The sequence below is a fragment of the Pasteurella sp. P03HT genome (assembly GCF_054052285.1).
The window spans coordinates 34,873-53,595 of record NZ_JBSIUM010000004.1; the positions used below are offsets into that span (position 1 = coordinate 34,873).

The following is an 18,723-nucleotide window of genomic DNA, read 5'->3' on the forward strand; positions in this document are numbered from 1 at the left end:
CTATTTATCAAATTCAATCGCCACAGGCACAACAGGGGCATAACCTTGATGAACGGCATTGGCTTGAACATAAGAAATATTGCCTAATCCATTACCTAAGAAAGCTCGTTCCTGCCAGACCATTGGCGTAAAAACCGCACCTGCTTTTGCCAAAATAATTGGTTTTTTAAACGGGTTTTGGCTCAAGGCTTTAATATCCCCATGACGACCGAAACGAGTGGTAATTTGGTAAAAACAACGTGTTTTGTCCAAGCCTAGATTTTGTGGGGCACAATTTGCCAAGGTTAAATAAGCATTGCTGTTATTTGATGTTGGGAAATGGATTTCTTGATGTTGCACTAGACTAAATTTCCCCAAGCCAATGCTAGCATCTCGTCCAAAGCCAAATTGCCCAATCTGTTCTAAAATATCCCCCATTTCAGCAACCTCTAAACGCTGTTCATCCAGTACAACATAGAGATCTAATTGTGTTTGCGGTTCGTACCAAATTTGCGATGCACTATAAGGGGCGAACTCGCCTACGCCAGTGGTGCTGGTTTGACGATTGATTTTATTGTGCGGTTGGTTGCGTTTTTGTTTTTTCAATAACTCGGCTTCCGCTTTTGCAAATTTTTGCCAAGTTCGCACCGTTTGGCTAGCTAGATCGGTTTGCTGAATCCACTGTTTTTTCTTTAATTTTTTGCGATCTGCTCCTTCTTCTTTGTCCCAAAAGCTAGACGGCAAGGTTGGTAATGGCAGATGTTGATGGGGAAATGCATCAGAAATCACCGCAAAAGGCTGTTGTTCTTGATAGCCTTTTAATAATTCGTTTAAACGTGTTTCGCCATATGTGTGGGCAATTGTCCAACAAATTTGTCCAAACAGGGTGTCGCCCACTAAAGGCGTGCCAAAGGCACTTTCTACTTGTAAGGTAAAACAATAGGTTTTCATTTTTATCCCCTTATTTAAAAGGATCTAAGTCAGAAAGTTTTCTCTCTTGCCCATTTACTGTTAATTGCTGAAACTCTACTTTACCGTAACCGCGAGAACCTGATCCGCCAAGACTATCTAATTCTAATAAACGCAATCCTTTAAGCACTAACTCAAGCAATTCTTCGCTGTCATTTTCGAATTGACGCATCGTCAGTTTGAAATCAAATTCTGCTCCCGCTGGAACACGTTCCGTTTGACGTGGATTGCCTGCGGTTGAAGTAATGCGGTCAATCGTGTTTTCACTTTTCGCTTCGGTGAAAGATTGATTGTTCTCATTGATTTGTTTAGCCCAAGTTGGATTTAACTCACAGTCCCAAAATGAAAGGCGAGAAACACCAATTTCAGCCACTTCTTGCTCTGCATTTTTTGTATCCCCACTGATACCAAATAGACGTAAGATATTTTTTACAGCAACCGCATTGTGGCTATTTTGAACATTTTTTAGGGTAAGTGGATCTCTTTTTACTTCACCAGAACGCCATTCTAATAAAGTCCGGATCTTGCCTTTTAAGCTGGAGCCTGGAATGTAGGGTTGATTAGTAATCGGGTTTTTAATGACGCTATTATCAATACCTCCGATGTGCATTTCGCTATCGCCAGCACCGATATGTAAACCTGTTTTTAAGACTAATTTTGCATTGATTTCAATAATATTTGTTAATTTCATTTTCTACTCCCTATTATGAATTTTTAACTTCAAGTAATTTGCAATAACCCATTACCGCTTCCATAAACAATTTCGCTTCTCTGAGTGTTTCAGCTGATGATACTTGGTCGATACATTCATTAAATACACTGCTGAAATTGGAGTTAATATGTTTTCTGCCCTCGGCATAAGCCACTTTTGCTTTCAACATTTTGATAAATGCTTCGAGATTTTTATACTCTTCCTCTCTTGCTTGTTTTGTTTGTGGTTTTTGAACACGATCATTCCACATCGCTAATTCATCATAAAATTTTCGCAATTGTGTTGTTTTATTATTTTCCTTATTAATTTTTGAGGAATCTCTTGTATCTTTTTTAATTTTTTCCGCTGCTTGTTCCGCAATATCTGAAAAAATACCGTCAGGGCGGTCATTACCAAACTTAATATGTAAAGACATAATTAACCTCTTAGTTACGTTTTTGATAGAAATAGTTAAATAATGGAATTGAGAATTTAGCTTTGTATTTCTCAATACCTAAATCGCCAATGGAAGAAATAATTTGCTTAATGGCAATGGATTTTTCATCTTTAGCTAATTTATCTACTGCATAGCGACTAGTTTTATAATAAAAACGACTTCGCCACATGGTGTTTTCAATCAGATTTTCTTTATTTTCTGCTTGATAACAGAAATGAATTAAAGAATATAAATAGGAAGTTGATAAGCTATAGTCTGAAGCTAAACGCTCAATTTTATCTCCCAATTCATTTAATTTATGCCAATCTGCCCATTTCACAGGAATTTTGTAAATGGTTATCGCATTTTTGCCTGCATCAATGCCTTTGGCTTTTCCCAATGCTTCTTCTGCCATTTCGCCTAGGGTTGGCACAGGCGTACCTACTTTTGTCATCACCATTCCTACAGAAAAATGAATAGTTTCGTTGTTAGCAACATAACGATTGAATGCCTGTTGCATCTCAGTGGCGAGTTTTTGAATGGAATACCAAGGCCCGATTAAGAAAAAGTCATCACCACCAGCAAAGACTGTGTACGTATTTGGGTATTTTTCTGCACAAAAGGCGGGGAGCCAAAGACTAAAGAATTGGTTAACTTGGCGAGAAAGGGCTGCCATTTTGGCAAAGGTTGGCGTTTGTAAACCTTGTTGGAAAAGCAAACCTAAATTATCCACGTCACCTTTTAAAGTCATAAGTGCGGCTTGCCCAACATATTTTTGTTTATCATCCAAAATACGATCTTCACAGGCGATAAAGTCAAAGGTTTTAATCGCTCTAATTTCCACGTTCTCTTCCACATTTTGGTATTTTTCAGAGGTGTAACTATCTAATGTATTGAACAACGGCACATAAGCATTTATATAACGGCGAGCATAACCATTCCAAATTGGAGAATTGACATTCTCAGCTAGAGAAAAATCCCAAAAACGGTGAATTTTATTGTCTTTTACTAATTGACCAAATTTGCCCGTTTCTTCTTCTCTGTCGGTAAATATCACGTTATAACCAAACACAGGCACTTTTAACGCTTTGGTTTTACCTGTATTGCTCACATCGGCATTTTGATCGCAAATAAAAATGCGATCTTTGGTGGTCAATAATTTCCCAATATTGATTTGATCTTCCGAAATTAAGGAGTATCGCCCTTCATCACTTTCAAAATCCGCAGGGAAATAGCTATTTAATTGGCAATCACCATAAGGATATTGCACATTTTGAACGCTTTGGGTGCTATCGGTTAAATCTAAACGTTGTAGCTTAATTTTTTCTAATTGCGAAAAGAGATTTTGTTGCAAGATTTTGAATTTATTGCCAATAAAATCATTACAGCTGGCAGATTGAGTCGCAATGCCTAATCCAATTAAGCCGTAAGTATGTTGAATAAACCATTGGTTAAATTCGTTTTGCACATTTTTTAAAGTCTCTTTAATTGCCGCTGTATTCGGTGCAACAATTAAGAATTTGCCTGCTGCATTGATAATTTGGCTGGTGCTTGGTAATTGGCAAGCTTGCAAAATTTTAAGTGCAGCTAATTCTGTAAATAAGGACACTTGGAAAGAGCGACCACGTAATAATTTTGCTGATTTTTTATTGGTTTGAGCACCGCCTGCAAAAATAAAATCTTGAATACCAAAGAAATCCCCTTGAATCAGCAAAAATTTTTCTTCATTCCAGCTCATTTCTCTGTTTTTCAATTGGCTGGCTTGTGCTATATCTGTTAAGCCATTTTCTTGATGCCAACGCCAAAGTGCGGTAGCTAAAGCCGCGGTGGTTTTACTGTGGTCATACAAGGAAACTTCTGGTTTGACCCCAAAGGTTGCCGAAGGAATAGACGATGTAACACATTGATAAGCTGTATCAAAATGATCTAGCCATAAGTCCCATTTTTGACAGTGTGAACTTGGAATCGCTTTTAAACCTTCCACAAATTGATTCCACAAGGTCAAATATTCTTGTTGGGCACTAGCATCATCCGCCGGCTCACATTCTTTTCTGGCAAGCGGAAAGATATTCGTTGGATTTAACGCTTTTAGTGGATAGAAAAACTCCAAGGCTTGATTGCTGTTTTTATTCGTTTTATTTATTTGCTCAAATAACGTAAGTAAACGTGCTTGATAGTGGTTTTTCCCAGTTAATTGCGTTTTTTCCTCTTCTTTCACAGAATTGTATTCGTCAAACTCTTCTCGTTCAAAACCTGAAGCTACACGATCAGCTGTCGCTATGATCCACTGAAGAAATGTATCTGGTTTATGATGTGCGGCTGCTGCATTAATTAATGAATCCGTGATTTCTTGTTGAGTATTTTGTTGTCTTGATGAAAAAGGATAAAGATCATTTTGAATTAAATCTGGTAAAAATTTTTCAATCTGATCAATTGAAAATGCGGTATATGCTGCATGAATATGAGAATGGAATCCTTTTTCGGAATTAAAAGGGCTATACAGTTGCTTATGCGCATTTAATTGTTCTTGAGAAATAGGTAATTTTGCTCGTTGAGTAAATTTTCCTAAATCGTGTATTAGTGCAGCAAATGCTACTCGGCAAGATGGAAATAATAGTAGGTTATTCATGATTAATTTCTCTTAATTGATAATTTGCCTCAAGAATATCAAAGAATCATTTCTTAATGATATTTTACATATTTGTAAAGGTATGTAATTTTTACAATTTATTAGAAATTTTTCCACGACCTATGTCACGTTATTTAAATAATCAATAAAAACTTTTTCAACTTTAAAACAATAAGTGGTACAGTGAGAACGTTTTGACTTATTGTCATCTTTTAGGGGAGTAAGCTTTTACTCAATATTATCATCAATCAATTTGAAGGAAACATTATGTTAATTGGTGTACCTAGAGAACTGCTTGATAACGAAAGTCGTGTGGCGGCAACGCCAAAAACTGTGCAACAAATTTTAAAGCTTGGCTTTGAAGTAATAGTTGAACATAACGCAGGTTTTAAAGCGAGTTTTGAAGATCAAGCATTTGCAGCAGCAGGCGCAAAACTTGGCTCAGCAGAGCAGGTTTGGCAGTCAGATATGATTTTTAAAGTCAATGCGCCAACAGATGCGGAAATTGCGTTAATCAAAGAGGGCACAACGCTAGTTAGCTTTATTTGGCCTGCACAAAATCCAGCGTTGATGGAAAAATTAGCCGCGAAGAAAATTAATGTGCTTGCGATGGATGCGGTGCCACGTATTTCACGTGCGCAGTCATTAGACGCATTAAGTTCGATGGCAAACATTGCGGGTTATCGTGCGGTTGTGGAAGCTGCTCACGAGTTTGGGAGTTTCTTTACTGGGCAGATTACCGCTGCAGGTAAAGTGCCACCTGCAAAAGTGCTTGTGATTGGTGCTGGGGTGGCTGGTCTAGCTGCGATCGGTGCTGCAAATAGTTTAGGTGCAATCGTACGTGCGTTTGACTCTCGTCCTGAAGTGAAAGAACAGGTTGAGAGTATGGGCGCAAGTTTCCTTGAGATTAATTTCCAAGAGGAAGGTGGTAGTGGTGACGGTTATGCAAAAGTGATGTCGGAAGAATTTAACCGTAGAGCTTTAGCCCTTTATGCAGAACAAGCGAAAGAAGTGGATATTATTATCACCACTGCACTTATTCCGGGCAAACCTGCACCGCGTTTAATCACGAAAGAAATGGTTGAATCAATGAAACCAGGTTCTATGATTGTGGACTTAGCGGCTGCAACAGGTGGTAACTGTGAGTTATCAAAAGCGGGTGAAGTGGTTGTGACAGATAACCAAGTAAAAATCATTGGTTACACAGACTTACCAAGCCGTTTGCCAACCCAATCTTCTCAACTTTACGGTACAAACTTAGTCAACTTACTCAAATTATTGTGTAAAGAAAAAGACGGCAATATCAATATTGATTTTGAAGATGTGGTGTTACGTGGTGTCACAGTGATTCGTGAAGGTGAAGTCACCTGGCCAGCACCGCCAATTAAAGTTTCTGCGCAGCCACAAAAAGCCAAAGCTGCACCAGTAGAGAAAAAAGAAGAAAAATCAGCTGATCCTCGTGTGAAATATGGTGTGATGGCAGGTGCTGCAGCGTTGTTTATGGCAATCGCAGCGGTTGCACCAGCAGCATTTTTATCACACTTCACCGTATTCGTACTGGCTTGTGTCGTGGGTTATTACGTGGTTTGGAATGTCAGCCACGCGTTACATACACCACTTATGGCGGTCACCAATGCGATTTCAGGCATCATCATTGTTGGTGCATTATTACAGATCGCACAAGGTAACTTCTTCATTAGTATCTTAGCATTTGTTGCAATTTTAGTCGCAAGTATCAATATTTTCGGGGGCTTCAAAGTCACCCAACGTATGCTTGCAATGTTTAGAAAAGATTAAGGAGTAAGCAATGTCTGAAGGTTTAGTACAAGCTGCTTATATCGTTGCAGCATTACTTTTCATTATGAGCTTAGCAGGTCTTTCTAAACACGAAACTGCAAAAGCAGGTTGTTGGTACGGTATTGTCGGTATGACAATCGCTTTAGTGGCAACCATTTTCGGCCCAGAATCAGAAGGGACACTTTGGATTTTAATTGCAATGGCGATTGGTGCTGTCATTGGTATCAAACGTGCATTAAAAGTTGAAATGACCGAAATGCCTGAGCTTGTGGCGATTTTACACAGCTTCGTAGGTTTAGCTGCCGTATTAGTTGGCTTTAATAGCTACGGTTTACACCACGAAGCGGCAATGCCAGCAAATTTAGACGCAGCAGCACAAGCCGCATTTTTAGCTGAGCAACAAGTATTAAGCAATATCCACAATGTGGAAGTATTCCTTGGTATCTTTATCGGTGCGGTAACCTTTACTGGTTCGGTAGTGGCGTTTGGTAAATTACGTGGGATTATTAATTCAAAAGCGTTAACTTTACCACATCGTCATAAATTGAATTTAGCGGCAATTATTGTTTCTGCGTTATTAATGGTGTCATTCTTAAATAGCCCAGAAAATATTTTCCCTGTGTTATTAATGACGGCGATTGCGTTAGCATTTGGTTGGCATTTAGTGGCATCCATCGGTGGTGCGGATATGCCAGTTGTGGTGTCAATGCTGAACTCTTATTCTGGTTGGGCAGCGGCTGCGGCAGGCTTTATGTTAAGCAATGACTTGTTAATCGTAACAGGTGCGTTAGTGGGGTCATCAGGTGCGATTCTTTCTTACATTATGTGTAAAGCAATGAACCGCTCTTTCGTCAGTGTTATTGCGGGTGGTTTTGGTAACGATCCAGTTGCAAGTAGCGATGAAGAACAAGGCGAACATCGCGAAACCACAGCGGAAGAAGTGGCTGAATTACTTAAAAACTCAAGCTCTGTGATCATCACTCCGGGATACGGCATGGCAGTTGCTCAAGCGCAATATCCAGTGGCTGAAATTACACAAAAATTGCGTGAGCGTGGTGTGAATGTGCGCTTTGGTATTCACCCAGTTGCAGGTCGTTTACCGGGTCATATGAACGTATTACTTGCAGAAGCGAAAGTGCCTTACGATATCGTATTAGAAATGGACGAAATTAATGAAGATTTCGCTGATACAGATACGGTATTAGTTATCGGTGCAAATGACACAGTAAACCCAGCAGCGATGGACGATCCAAACAGCCCAATTGCAGGTATGCCAGTGTTAGAAGTATGGAAAGCGCAAAACGTTATCGTATTCAAACGTTCAATGAATACGGGTTATGCCGGCGTACAAAATCCATTGTTCTTTAAAGACAACACCCAAATGCTCTTTGGTGATGCAAAAGATCGCGTGGATGATATTTTGAAAGCACTATAATTGATGAAAGGGAATGCAAGTCATTCCCTTTTTGTTAAGTGTTTGTGTAAAACTTATAAAAAATCTACCGCACTTTGGGCTTAAAGTGCGGTCGTTTTTTCTGCTTTTTTGAGATGTAATGATGAGTGAACCGATAATTGAAATCCATCCTTTTCCACCCATTTTTCCGCCGCAAGCAACAGTTATGATGATGGGGACGTTTCCGCCAAAAGAGGATAAACGTTGTATGCATTTTCATTATCCAAATTTTCAAAATGATATGTGGCGGATTTATGGATTATTGTTTTTCAATGATCCTCAGTATTTTCAAGTGTCAGGTGAAAAACGCTTTGACCCTGTGCGTATTGAAGCATTTTTGCGTGAATGGGGAATTGGGTTATGTTCGACCATTCATAGTGCCATTCGTGAAAAAGATAATGCGTCAGACAAATTTTTAACGGTGGTGGAGCCTGTTGATTTAGTGGCGGCGTTGAATGAAGTGCCAAATTGCCGTTGGTTATTTACCACAGGTGGTAAAGCCACTGAAACTATTTTGAGTTTATTGCCTGAAAAAATTAAGCCGCCGAAAACTAATCAGTTTGTCAGCTTTCATTATGCGGGACGAGAATTGCATTTGTATCGCTTACCTTCTACCTCAAGAGCCTATCCGGCGAGCTTAGAAAATAAAGCAAAATCCTACCGCACTTTTTTCGAATTGGCGGGGTTTAAATTACCGCAGTTTGAATGAATCAGATCTTAAGCAAAGTAGGGAAATAGTCATCGTCAATAAATCTAAACTTTGTTAAGATAAAGTTCATTTTATTGATTATTTTTTAGGAGACACTATGCATTGCCCTTTTTGTTCTACTGAAGAAACTAAAGTGATCGACAGTCGTTTGGTGTCTGATGGTTATCAAGTACGCCGTCGTCGTGAATGTGGAAATTGTCATGAGCGTTTCACCACCTTTGAAACCGCAGAGTTGATCATTCCAAAAATCATTAAAAATGACGGCACGCGAGAACCATTTAATGAGGAAAAATTACGTCGTGGCATTCAACACGCATTGGAAAAACGCCCAGTGAGTGCCGATGATGTGGAACAAGCAATCAGCCATATTATTCATCGTTTACGTACAACAGGGGAGCGTGAAGTTCCGAGCAAATTAGTTGGTAAGTTAGCGATGGAGGAATTAAAAAAATTAGACAAAGTCGCTTATATTCGTTTTGCGTCAGTGTATTTAAGTTTTGATGATATTAACCAGTTTAGTAAAGAAATTGAAAATTTAAGGGATTAAGATGAGCGAGTTTAGCGCGCAAGATGTCGTGTTTATGCAAATGGCATTGGATCTTGCGGAACAAGGTCAATTTACCACAACACCTAATCCTTCAGTGGGTTGTGTACTTGTAAAAGATGGCATTCTTGTCGGCAAAGGCTTCCATTTTAAAGCAGGAGAACCGCACGCAGAAGTAATGGCATTGCGTGATGCTGGTGAGCAAGCCAAAGGCGCAACGGCTTATGTGACGTTAGAGCCTTGTTCTCACTTTGGTCGTACCCCGCCTTGTGCGAAAGGCTTAATAGAAGCTGGCGTGGTGAGAGTGGTGAGTGCAATGCGCGATCCGAACCCACAAGTAGCTGGCAAAGGCTTGCAAATGTTAGCAGAACAAGGGATCGACAGTGCGGTCGGTTTATTAGAAGAAAAAGCAGAGTGGTTGAATCGTGGCTTTTTAAAACGGATGCGTACTGGCAAGCCATTTGTTCAACTCAAAATGGCAATGAGCTTAGACGGACGTACTGCGTTGGCAAATGGCGAAAGCAAGTGGATTACAAGCGAGTTATCTCGTCAAGATGTGCAAATCGAACGCGCCAAAGCCTCCGCAATTTTGTCTGCTAGTGGCACAGTGATTGCAGATGATCCTTTGTTGAATGTCCGTTGGGAGCAATTGCCAGAGCAAGTTCAGCAACAATATCAACAAGAAAATCTGCGCCAACCTATTCGTGTGATTTTAGATTCTAAAAATCAAGTTCAGCCGACACAACGTTTATTTCAAGTGGATTCACCCGTTTGGTTGGTAAGTAAATCTGAACGTCATTTATCTGATTATCCACAATCTTGTGAGCAAATTATTTTAGAGGATAACGCTAATTATCTTCACAATTTAATGCTTGCGCTCGGTCAACGTCAAATTAATACCTTGTGGATTGAAGCAGGGGCGACTTTAGCGGGAGCGTTAATTGAAGCGAATTTAGTCGATGAATTAATTATTTATACCGCACCGAAATTATTAGGCGATGAGGCAAGAGGACTATGCAAATTGCCACATTTGACTAAATTAGCCGATGCTTCACAATGGAAATTGCACTCAATAGAACAGATCGGGGAGGATGTGAAGTCTATTTATCATCCGATCGTGAGGGAGCCAAAATGTTAAAAAAACTTATTCATTCAGCATTGATTGGTTTAGTTTGTGCAGTCTTGATCTTATTTGTGTTACCAAGATTAAATCAGTTGAATCTGATTCAACCAGAACCGATGTCATTTAAAGAGGCTGTACGCATTGCCTCTCCAGCAGTTGTAAATGTGTATAACCGATCTTTTTCATCGAATAGTCGTGATCAACTGGAAGTCGGTAACTTAGGCTCTGGCGTGATTATGTCAAGAGATGGCTATATTTTGACGAATAAACATGTGATTCAAAATGCCGATCAGATTGTTGTTGCATTACAAAACGGGCAAATTTTTGATGCCAGTTTAATTGGTTCAGATAATCTGACGGATCTTGCTGTTTTAAAGATTCGTGCTGATAACCTCTCTATCATACCGCAAAACCCAGATCATAAAGTGCATGTTGGTGATGTCGCATTAGCGATTGGTAATCCATATAACTTAGGGCAAAGTGTATCACAAGGCATCATTAGTGCAGTCGGGCGTAATGCTGTTGGGGATTTTGTTGGTCGTCAAAACTTTATTCAAACGGATGCCTCAGTTAATCGTGGTAATTCTGGTGGGGCACTGATCAATTCATTAGGTGAACTGATAGGAATTAATACGTTAAGTATTGGGAAAACTTCCAGTGAAATTGCGGAAGGTTTGAATTTTGCTATCCCGATTGAGTTGGCGAATGATGTGATGAAAAAAATCATTCGGGATGGACGGGTGATTCGAGGGTATTTTGGCGTGCAAAGCGATATTTTGTTCAATAATGGGCAAGGTGTGAATGTAGAAAAAGGGATTTTAATTACGAATGTCAGTCCCGATAGTCCTGCGGGCAAAGCTGGCGTACAGGCAGGTGATATTATTTTAAAAGTGGGAGACGTTGAAGCTATTTCGCCTGCACAAATGATGAACGTTATTAGTAATACCCGCCCTAATACTAAATTAAATGTTGTGATTTTACGTTTGGGTAAACAAATTGAATTACCTGTTGTGATTGAGGAATATCCAAGTAACTAGTTATGCCAGAAATTAATATTGAAACCAGTCACTTTTTTGCGTGTTTAGATCGTTTGAGATTGATTCAGCGTTGGTCTTTAATGCGTAATCTTGAAAAAGAAAATTTAGCGGAGCACAGTTTACAAGTCGCTTTTGTTGCCCATGCGTTAGCGTTAATTAAAAACCAGTTTTACCAAGGACAAGTGAATGCAGATAGGATCGCTGTATTGGCGATGTATCATGATACTTCAGAGATCTTTACAGGCGATCTCCCTACTCCTATTAAGTATTTTAATGCGGAAATTACGCATGCCTATAAAGAGATTGAAAGTGCGGCAGAATTACACTTGGTTTCGTTATTACCGCAAACATTACAGACCGCTTTTGCACCTTATCTCAACTCAACTGTTTTTTCGCCCGAAGAAAAGCATATTGTTAAACAAGCGGATTTAATTTGTGCTTATATTAAAGCACAATTTGAGCTTGAAAACGGTAACCAGGAATTTAAAGCAGCAAAAGGGCGATTAGAAAAATTGATGCACCAATGGCATAGTCAAGAAATGGATTATTTTATCCAAGTCTTCATTCCAAGTTTTGGCAAGCCAATTGATGAAATTACGTTATAAAAGAAAAAGGCAAAATACATTTTGCCTTGAATATTCTTCAGATAGCCATCATTTTTAATAAAGTGTTGCTAAAATAATTTGTTCAGGATCAATGTGAATCCAAACATCTTGGTGCAATTTAACCTGGTTTGAGCGGGGCAATGTTGCACAAAATTCAATATTCTCTTTACCTAGCGTTAAGATGACTTCCTCAACCTGACCTTTATCCGTCATTTCTTTCACATTTGCAAGAAACGTGTTGTGCACTGTTTCTGTTGGAGGAGAGTGATGAATTTTTATCCATGGTGCTTTAATCATCAACATGACTTCTTTGCCTGGCGTGAGTTTTAAGCGTACCGCACTTTTTTCTGTGATAGAAACTGTGAGGGGAGTTGGAAAACCATCAATATCAATGTCGACAAAACAATGAATGTTTTCGTGACGCAGATGGGCAATTTTACCGAAGAATTGGTTACGCGCACTACTTTGTAAAGAAAAACGTGCGGTAGCATGGAGTACACTATCAAGTGGTAAGCTTTCATCTTGTAAAATGTGAAAGGCTTTTTCTTGTGTTTTTTCTAACAGGTCATAGAGCTGTAATAAGCGTTGAGCATAGATGGTTAATTCGGTGCCACCGCCATTTTTCCCGCCTACATTACGCTCTAATAATGGCTTAGGGCTGATATCATTCATCGCGGCTAAATGATCCCAGGCGCTTTTGTAACTGACTTTCGCGTTTTTCGCCGCTTGATTAATTGATCCACATTTTTGAATCTCTTTTAATAAACGTACCCGTTTAGGATCGACAAAAAGTTGTTGTTGTAACTTGATGGTGAGTAAAATTTCAGTGTTTAACATCATTTTCTCCAGAGTTTTCGCTAAATTTTGACGTTTCTCACATTTTAAAACAAAGCATATTTTTTATATAGCATTTCTTTGTTAAAACATTGTATAATTTGTTACATAATGTTTTTTTAATCAAATAAATGGAGCAACTTATATGTTCAAATTAAAAACGATAACCGCTTCACTGGCTGTTGCTTGTTTAGCTTTTTCTGTTTCTGCGCAAGCTAAAGTCACTGTTTTTGCAGCAGCATCTATGACGAACGCGTTAAATCAGATTGCAGAAGACTATAAAAAAATGAAACCAGAACAAGAATTAGTATTCTCGTTCGCATCATCTTCAACGTTAGCGAAACAAATTGAAGAAGGTGCACCAGCTGATGTTTTTTTATCTGCGAATACAAAATGGATGAAACACTTATCAGAAAAAGGGTTAACAGTTAAAGCAACTGAAAAAGTGTTAGTTGGTAATGAATTAGTATTAATTGCGCCAGAAGCGAGTAAACTTAATGACGTTGATGTAGCAAAAGGCGAATGGGTAACTGAGTTAAAAGACAGCTTCTTATCTGTAGGCGATCCAGACCATGTACCAGCAGGTCAATATGCCAAAGAAGCACTAACAAATTTAAAACTATGGGACAAAGTAGAAACAAAATTGGCTCGTGGTAAAGATGTACGTGCTGCGCTTGCTTTAGTCGAACGTGCTGAAGCACCCTTAGGTATCGTATACAGTACGGACGGTAAAGTGAGTAAAGGTGTGAAAATTGTCGGTGTGTTCCCTGCGGGTTCATATAAAGCTGTCGAGTATCCTGTTGCATTATTGAAAGATCGTGATAATGCAGAAACGCGCGCGTTTTTAACCTATTTAGAATCCAAAGAGGCGAAAAAAGTATTTGCCGACTATGGTTTCGCAGTTAAGTAATTTTTCATAAAATAGAAAGGGACGCCAGCTGTGCGTCCCTCTTTCTTTTGTCAACATAAAGTGCGGTCACATTTTTAATCATTTCAGTTTATATAAAAGGAATCAATTTTTGTTTAGTCAACTCCTTACTCATTTTGGGCTGAGTGCAATGGAAATCCAAGCAGTCAAATTAAGCTTGAGTGTTTCAATAAATGCGATTTTATGGAGCTTGCCGTTTGCGATTTTAGTGGCATGGTTATTAGCACGTAAAAATTTTTATGGTAAATCGCTTGTCAGTGGCGTGATTCATTTGCCATTAGTTTTACCGCCAGTGGTGATTGGTTATTTATTATTAGTTGCGATGGGACGTAACGGTTTTATTGGTAAATACTTGTATAGCTGGTTTGATTTTTCGTTTGCATTTAGTTGGAATGGGGCAGTACTTGCGGCAGCCGTGGTTGCTTTTCCACTTGTTGTACGTGCTATCCGTTTATCCCTTGAAAGTATCGACGTGAAATTAGAACAAGCGGCACAAACATTGGGCGCATCAGCTTGGCGGGTATTTTTCACTATTACTTTACCTCTTTCTTTACCGGGTGTGCTGGCGGGGGTTGTGTTAGGTTTTGCGCGTTCATTGGGCGAATTTGGTGCCACAATCGCCTTTGTGTCAAATATTGCAGGTGAAACTCAAACGATTCCTTTAGCAATGTATACTTTTATTCAAACACCAGGTGCAGAGGAACAGGCTGCAAGACTGTGTGTATTTGCGATTATTCTCTCGTTGATTTCCTTGCTATTATCCGAATGGCTAGCAAAAAATATGCAGAAAAAATTGGGGCAAGGCTATGTTACAAATTAAAGTGAAAAAACAATTAGGTCAGCTTGCGCTAGAGGCGGATCTTTCTATTCCTTCGCAAGGAGTAACAGCGATTTTTGGCTTATCAGGATCAGGTAAGTCTTCTTTAATTAATTTAGTGAGTGGCTTAGTTAAGTTAGACCAAGGCAGTATTTCGTTAAATCAGCGTGTTTTAGTGGATACTCATCAAAATATTTGTATTCCTGCTTACCAGCGTAAAGTTGGCTATGTTTTTCAAGATGCTCGTTTGTTCCCGCATTATAACGTGAAGGGGAATTTATTGTATGGGGCATCGAATGTGGATCCTCAGCAATTCCATTATATCGTTGAATTATTAGGAATTGGTCATTTATTAAAACGATACCCGATCACCTTATCTGGCGGCGAAAAACAACGGGTGGCGATTGGACGAGCATTGTTAACTAACCCTGAAATTTTACTCATGGATGAGCCATTATCCGCATTAGATTTACCACGTAAACGAGAATTAATGACATATCTTGAAAAGCTGTCAAAAGAGATACAGATTCCGATCTTATATGTTACACACAGTATTGACGAGTTATTACGGTTAGCTGAGCGCGTGGTATTATTGGATGAGGGAAAAGTCTTGGCCTATGATTTGCTTGAAACAATCTGGGAAAATCCCCTCTTTTTGCCTTGGAAACTAGAGGATGAGCAAAGTGCGGTCCTGTTGTTACCCGTTTCGCAACATCATTCACACTATAAAATGACCGCATTATCCTTAATGTCCCAAGAAATCTGGATCAAACAGCAAGCCTGTCAGGTTGGTGAAAAAAAGCGTATTTGTATTAAAGGTTCGGATGTTTCTATTAGTTTATACGTACCTGAAAAAACCAGTATCCGTAATATTTTACAAGGGCGGGTGAGTCACATTGTCGAGCGTGAAAATCGCGTCGATGTGCAAATTACTGTGGGAGATAAAGCCATTTGGTCAACGATCAGTAAATGGGCATTTGAAGATCTTGCTTTACAAATAAATCAACCTGTCTTTGCGCAGGTGAAAGCGATTTCTGTACTCTAATCCGTTAAGAAATAAAAATGCACCGCAATGGATTGAATCAATCTCTATGCGGTGCATTTTGTATGAGAATTACTTGCCTAAGTTATCAAAGAAACTTTTTACACCATCAAAGAAACTGGATGATTTCGGTTTATTATTCGACCCCTCAAAGCTTTCTTCTAATTGACGGAGCAAGGCTTTTTGTTCTTCATTCAATTTGACAGGCGTTTCGACAATCACTTTACAGATTAAATCACCTGCATAACTGCTGCGAGTTGACATGACACCTTTACCTCGCATACGGAAAAGTTTGCCAGTTTGGGTTTCAGCAGGAATTTTTAGTTTGACACGACCATCTAAGGTTGGCACTTCAATTTCACCACCTAAGGCAGCCATGGTAAAACTAATCGGCACTTCACAATACAGGTTGTTGCCATCACGCTCAAAGATATGGTGATTACGCACGTGAATGACTACATATAAATCACCATTTGGTGCACCATTTTCACCCGCAGCCCCTTCGCCAGATAAACGTAATTGATTGCCTGTATCAACACCCGCAGGAATTTTCACCGAAAGATTTTTCTTCTTGTGAACGCGTCCATCACCATGACAAGTATGACAAGGTTTCTCAATTTTTTTACCTGTTCCATGACAAGTTGGACAGCCTTGTTCCGTTACAAAGAAACCTTGTTGACGGCGGATACGCCCCGCGCCATGACAGGTTGGACAGGTTTCTACTTTCGAGCCTTTTTCTGCACCAGAACCATCACAGGTATCACAATGCGCCAGTGTATTAATTTGAATATCTTTGGTTGTGCCACGTACAGCTTCTTCTAGGCTGATTTCAAGATCATAGCGCAAGTCATCACCACGCACGACACGTTGGCGACCACGACCACCACCAAAAATATCACCGAACATATCACCAAAAATATCACCGAAGTCAGCACCACCAAAACCGCCGCTACCGAAGCCACCTTGTTCAAAAGCAGCATGACCGTATTGGTCGTAGTTAGCGCGTTTTTGTTTGTCGCTTAACACTTCGTATGCTTCTTGGATTTCTTTAAATTTTTCTTCTAGTTCTTTGTTGCCTTGCGTACGGTCGGGATGATATTTCATCGCCAATTTTTTATAAGCACGTTTGATTTCTTTTTCATCCGCACTGCGTTCAACACCAAGAACGTCGTAATAATCTTTTTTTGCCATAATAGTTACTTTTTCCGTTTATTTACTGCTTGAAATTAAATAAGGTTGTTTGTTTATCAAGAATGATCTTTGTGCTATTTTTGTTTTTTAAAGAGATAAGCTGATATTTCTTTTCAAAAAATATGAGCTTATTGCTTTAATTTAATACAGGGTAGAGGAGAATCTACCCTGATAATTTACTACTTATTTTGCTGCGTCAAACGCCTGTTCTAAATCTACTAAGATATCCTTGAGGCTTTCGATACCACAAGAGAGACGAATTAGCCCAGGGGCAATGCCTGCTTTTTGGAGATCTGTTTCACTTAATTGACGGTGTGTTGAAGTCGCTGGATGTAATGCACAAGTACGAATATCCGCCACATGCACTTCACGAGAAACTAATTTCAGCGCATTTAACCATTTTGCAGCCGCTTCACGTCCACCTTTTACTTCAAACGAAATCACGCCACATAAACCATTTGGTAAATATTTTTGTTTTAGTGTGTAATCTTGTGAATTAGGTAAACCTGGGAAGCTTACTTTTGCCACTTGTGGATGTTTTTCTAAAAACTCTGCCACAGCTTGTGCATTTTCATAGTGACGTTCCATACGTACAGCTAAAGTTTCCATGCCCAGATTGAGTAAGAAACTGTTTTGTGGCGCAGGTGTTGCCCCTAAGTCACGCATTAATTGTACGCGCGCTTTCACAATATATGCCGCAGGACCAAATGTTTCGGTATAAACTAAACCGTGGTAGGTTTGGTCTGGCGTGCTTAATTGTGGAAATCTGCCGTTATTCCAGTCAAAGTTACCACCATCAGTAATTGAACCACCAAGTGCGACTGCGTGACCATCTAAATATTTTGATGTACTGTGAATCACCACGTTGGCACCAAATTCAATTGGACGACAGAAATATGGCGTTGCAAAAGTGTTATCCACTAATAATGGTGATTGTGCTGCTTTTGCAAGTGCAACAAATTTCTCAATATCCAATACGCGTAACGCTGGGTTGGCAATCGTTTCTGCAAATACAGCTTTAGTATTTGGACGAATTTCTTTTTTCAATTCTTCGAGTGGTAAATCTTGATCCACAAACGTCACTTCAATGCCCATTTTTTTGAAGGTATGCGCAAATAAGTTGTAAGTACCGCCATAGACATAAGAAGACGAGATGAAATGATCACCTGCTTCTAAAATATTGAGCATGGCGTAAAATACCGCTGATTGCCCCGATGCAGTACACATTGTTGCAACACCGCCTTCAAGTGCGGTCAATTTTTCTTCTGCTGCATTTGTTGTTGGATTTGACAAGCGAGTATAGAAATAGCCAGCCGCTTGTAAATCAAATAACTTTCCGATTTCTTCCGCAGAATCATAAGTAAATGTCGTACTTTGTACTATGGGTTGAACACGAGGTTCCCCATTTTTCGGGTTATATCCTGCGTGTAAACATTGTGTTGCGAATTCCATTGTGTCTTCCTTATATTTTTTATGATGTTATTTTTAGAGAGGTCAAGTGCGGTCATTTTTGAAAAATTTTACCGCGCTTTGGGGCTTAACAATGTGGTACAACAGAGATATAAATCGCGACTGAATTATCAGTATCGTATTTTTCAAAATCCACTTTATAAGCACGCTTTAGCAAACCTTGCTGCTCTTTTTTCCAAATGAGCTGCCAAGTTTGATAAATATCGTCTAACTTACAACGAAATACTTCGTAGAAGTTTAAATCTTCAATTTCAATAGCAGGAAAGTTTGTCTTCACATCTTGTTCTGTCGCAATTGCAAAATCATAGTCAGATTGATAATCCGACTCATAATTAAAATAAACACCATAACATTGTTGCGCTTGAGGTAATAACTTGGCGTTTTCTTGCCATAAAGCGGGAATTACCTCATTAGCAGTTTTGTTGTTAAGGCGTTGTTGAACAATGGGATAGAGTGTTAAAAACATTGT

18 protein-coding genes are annotated in these 18,723 nt (G+C 39.3%); 10 read left to right on the forward strand and 8 right to left on the reverse strand.

Annotation, left to right across the window (positions count from 1 at the left end; translation table 11 throughout):
- From csm4 to cas10, 4 genes are read right to left on the reverse strand one after another with little or no spacing between them, the layout of a single operon-like run.
- Entirely contained in the window at nucleotides 1-930 is a 930-nt protein-coding gene (gene csm4 / locus ACWIT3_RS04455; protein WP_457161601.1) for a type III-A CRISPR-associated RAMP protein Csm4, read from the reverse strand.
- A 10-nt stretch (nucleotides 931-940) separates the two neighbouring features.
- The gene (gene csm3 / locus ACWIT3_RS04460; protein WP_457161602.1) at nucleotides 941-1,639 is read right to left on the reverse strand and encodes a type III-A CRISPR-associated RAMP protein Csm3; all 699 of its coding nucleotides are present in this window, start codon (nucleotides 1,637-1,639) and stop codon (nucleotides 941-943) included.
- Between the two features lie 13 nt (nucleotides 1,640-1,652).
- Nucleotides 1,653-2,075: a type III-A CRISPR-associated protein Csm2 gene (gene csm2, locus ACWIT3_RS04465; protein ID WP_457161603.1), complete on the reverse strand. Its 423-nt coding sequence runs from the start codon at nucleotides 2,073-2,075 to the stop codon at nucleotides 1,653-1,655.
- A gap of 10 nt (nucleotides 2,076-2,085) precedes the next feature.
- Nucleotides 2,086-4,704 (reverse strand): type III-A CRISPR-associated protein Cas10/Csm1, encoded by a 2,619-nt coding sequence (gene cas10 / locus ACWIT3_RS04470; RefSeq protein ID WP_457161604.1) that lies wholly within the window; start codon nucleotides 4,702-4,704, stop codon nucleotides 2,086-2,088.
- A gap of 267 nt (nucleotides 4,705-4,971) precedes the next feature.
- On the opposite strand from cas10, the gene pntA reads away from it, so the two are divergent.
- The 7 genes from pntA (at nucleotide 4,972) to yfbR (ending at nucleotide 11,972) form a co-directional block, all read left to right on the forward strand.
- Nucleotides 4,972-6,501, forward strand: a complete 1,530-nt coding sequence (pntA, locus tag ACWIT3_RS04475) for a Re/Si-specific NAD(P)(+) transhydrogenase subunit alpha (RefSeq protein WP_457161605.1) — start codon at nucleotides 4,972-4,974, stop codon at nucleotides 6,499-6,501.
- Nucleotides 6,502-6,511: 10 nt separating this feature from the next.
- On the forward strand, nucleotides 6,512-7,936 hold the full coding sequence (gene pntB, locus ACWIT3_RS04480; protein WP_457161606.1) for a Re/Si-specific NAD(P)(+) transhydrogenase subunit beta: 1,425 nt from the start codon (nucleotides 6,512-6,514) through the stop codon (nucleotides 7,934-7,936).
- Nucleotides 7,937-8,054: 118 nt separating this feature from the next.
- Nucleotides 8,055-8,663, forward strand: coding sequence for a DNA glycosylase (locus tag ACWIT3_RS04485; protein WP_457161607.1), 609 nt, complete (start codon nucleotides 8,055-8,057; stop codon nucleotides 8,661-8,663).
- Nucleotides 8,664-8,760: 97 nt separating this feature from the next.
- Entirely contained in the window at nucleotides 8,761-9,210 is a 450-nt protein-coding gene (gene nrdR / locus ACWIT3_RS04490; RefSeq protein ID WP_457161608.1) for a transcriptional regulator NrdR, read from the forward strand.
- 1 nt (nucleotide 9,211) lies between these two features.
- Nucleotides 9,212-10,345 (forward strand): bifunctional diaminohydroxyphosphoribosylaminopyrimidine deaminase/5-amino-6-(5-phosphoribosylamino)uracil reductase RibD, encoded by a 1,134-nt coding sequence (gene ribD / locus ACWIT3_RS04495; RefSeq protein ID WP_457161609.1) that lies wholly within the window; start codon nucleotides 9,212-9,214, stop codon nucleotides 10,343-10,345.
- Nucleotides 10,339-11,367: an outer membrane-stress sensor serine endopeptidase DegS gene (degS, locus tag ACWIT3_RS04500; RefSeq protein WP_457161610.1), complete on the forward strand. Its 1,029-nt coding sequence runs from the start codon at nucleotides 10,339-10,341 to the stop codon at nucleotides 11,365-11,367. Before ribD ends, degS begins: the two co-directional genes overlap by 7 nt.
- 2 nt (nucleotides 11,368-11,369) lie before the next feature.
- On the forward strand, nucleotides 11,370-11,972 hold the full coding sequence (gene yfbR / locus ACWIT3_RS04505; RefSeq protein ID WP_457161611.1) for a 5'-deoxynucleotidase: 603 nt from the start codon (nucleotides 11,370-11,372) through the stop codon (nucleotides 11,970-11,972).
- A gap of 54 nt (nucleotides 11,973-12,026) precedes the next feature.
- Here yfbR and ACWIT3_RS04510 read toward each other — a convergent pair whose 3' ends face one another.
- Nucleotides 12,027-12,809 (reverse strand): TOBE domain-containing protein, encoded by a 783-nt coding sequence (locus tag ACWIT3_RS04510; RefSeq protein ID WP_457161723.1) that lies wholly within the window; start codon nucleotides 12,807-12,809, stop codon nucleotides 12,027-12,029.
- 142 nt (nucleotides 12,810-12,951) lie between these two features.
- Here ACWIT3_RS04510 and modA point away from each other — a divergent pair, with 142 nt between their 5' ends.
- The 3 genes from modA (at nucleotide 12,952) to modC (ending at nucleotide 15,596) form a co-directional block, all read left to right on the forward strand.
- Complete coding sequence (gene modA, locus ACWIT3_RS04515; RefSeq protein WP_457161612.1) at nucleotides 12,952-13,716, forward strand: molybdate ABC transporter substrate-binding protein; 765 nt, start codon at nucleotides 12,952-12,954, stop codon at nucleotides 13,714-13,716.
- A 148-nt stretch (nucleotides 13,717-13,864) separates the two neighbouring features.
- Nucleotides 13,865-14,554: a molybdate ABC transporter permease subunit gene (gene modB / locus ACWIT3_RS04520; RefSeq protein ID WP_457161724.1), complete on the forward strand. Its 690-nt coding sequence runs from the start codon at nucleotides 13,865-13,867 to the stop codon at nucleotides 14,552-14,554.
- Nucleotides 14,541-15,596 (forward strand): molybdenum ABC transporter ATP-binding protein ModC, encoded by a 1,056-nt coding sequence (gene modC / locus ACWIT3_RS04525; protein ID WP_457161613.1) that lies wholly within the window; start codon nucleotides 14,541-14,543, stop codon nucleotides 15,594-15,596. The genes modB and modC overlap by 14 nt, the downstream gene beginning before the upstream one ends.
- Before the next feature lie 69 nt (nucleotides 15,597-15,665).
- On the opposite strand, the gene dnaJ is transcribed toward modC, so the two are convergent.
- The 3 genes from dnaJ to ACWIT3_RS04540 form a co-directional block, all read right to left on the reverse strand.
- Complete coding sequence (gene dnaJ / locus ACWIT3_RS04530; protein ID WP_457161614.1) at nucleotides 15,666-16,784, reverse strand: molecular chaperone DnaJ; 1,119 nt, start codon at nucleotides 16,782-16,784, stop codon at nucleotides 15,666-15,668.
- Nucleotides 16,785-16,967: 183 nt separating this feature from the next.
- Nucleotides 16,968-18,236, reverse strand: coding sequence for an O-acetylhomoserine aminocarboxypropyltransferase/cysteine synthase family protein (locus tag ACWIT3_RS04535; RefSeq protein WP_457161615.1), 1,269 nt, complete (start codon nucleotides 18,234-18,236; stop codon nucleotides 16,968-16,970).
- An 85-nt stretch (nucleotides 18,237-18,321) separates the two neighbouring features.
- Entirely contained in the window at nucleotides 18,322-18,720 is a 399-nt protein-coding gene (locus ACWIT3_RS04540) for a GyrI-like domain-containing protein (RefSeq protein ID WP_457161616.1), read from the reverse strand.
- Nucleotides 18,721-18,723 lie beyond the last annotated feature (3 nt).

Coding starts and splice junctions, on each gene's coding strand:
- csm4 (WP_457161601.1), bottom strand. CDS start 930: ATGAAAACCTATTGTTTTACCTTACAAGTAGAAAGTGCCTTTGGCACG.
- csm3 (WP_457161602.1), bottom strand. CDS start 1,639: ATGAAATTAACAAATATTATTGAAATCAATGCAAAATTAGTCTTAAAA.
- csm2 (WP_457161603.1), bottom strand. CDS start 2,075: ATGTCTTTACATATTAAGTTTGGTAATGACCGCCCTGACGGTATTTTT.
- cas10 (WP_457161604.1), bottom strand. CDS start 4,704: ATGAATAACCTACTATTATTTCCATCTTGCCGAGTAGCATTTGCTGCA.
- pntA (WP_457161605.1), top strand. CDS start 4,972: ATGTTAATTGGTGTACCTAGAGAACTGCTTGATAACGAAAGTCGTGTG.
- pntB (WP_457161606.1), top strand. CDS start 6,512: ATGTCTGAAGGTTTAGTACAAGCTGCTTATATCGTTGCAGCATTACTT.
- ACWIT3_RS04485 (WP_457161607.1), top strand. CDS start 8,055: ATGATGAGTGAACCGATAATTGAAATCCATCCTTTTCCACCCATTTTT.
- nrdR (WP_457161608.1), top strand. CDS start 8,761: ATGCATTGCCCTTTTTGTTCTACTGAAGAAACTAAAGTGATCGACAGT.
- ribD (WP_457161609.1), top strand. CDS start 9,212: ATGAGCGAGTTTAGCGCGCAAGATGTCGTGTTTATGCAAATGGCATTG.
- degS (WP_457161610.1), top strand. CDS start 10,339: ATGTTAAAAAAACTTATTCATTCAGCATTGATTGGTTTAGTTTGTGCA.
- yfbR (WP_457161611.1), top strand. CDS start 11,370: ATGCCAGAAATTAATATTGAAACCAGTCACTTTTTTGCGTGTTTAGAT.
- ACWIT3_RS04510 (WP_457161723.1), bottom strand. CDS start 12,809: ATGTTAAACACTGAAATTTTACTCACCATCAAGTTACAACAACAACTT.
- modA (WP_457161612.1), top strand. CDS start 12,952: ATGTTCAAATTAAAAACGATAACCGCTTCACTGGCTGTTGCTTGTTTA.
- modB (WP_457161724.1), top strand. CDS start 13,865: ATGGAAATCCAAGCAGTCAAATTAAGCTTGAGTGTTTCAATAAATGCG.
- modC (WP_457161613.1), top strand. CDS start 14,541: ATGTTACAAATTAAAGTGAAAAAACAATTAGGTCAGCTTGCGCTAGAG.
- dnaJ (WP_457161614.1), bottom strand. CDS start 16,784: ATGGCAAAAAAAGATTATTACGACGTTCTTGGTGTTGAACGCAGTGCG.
- ACWIT3_RS04535 (WP_457161615.1), bottom strand. CDS start 18,236: ATGGAATTCGCAACACAATGTTTACACGCAGGATATAACCCGAAAAAT.
- ACWIT3_RS04540 (WP_457161616.1), bottom strand. CDS start 18,720: ATGTTTTTAACACTCTATCCCATTGTTCAACAACGCCTTAACAACAAA.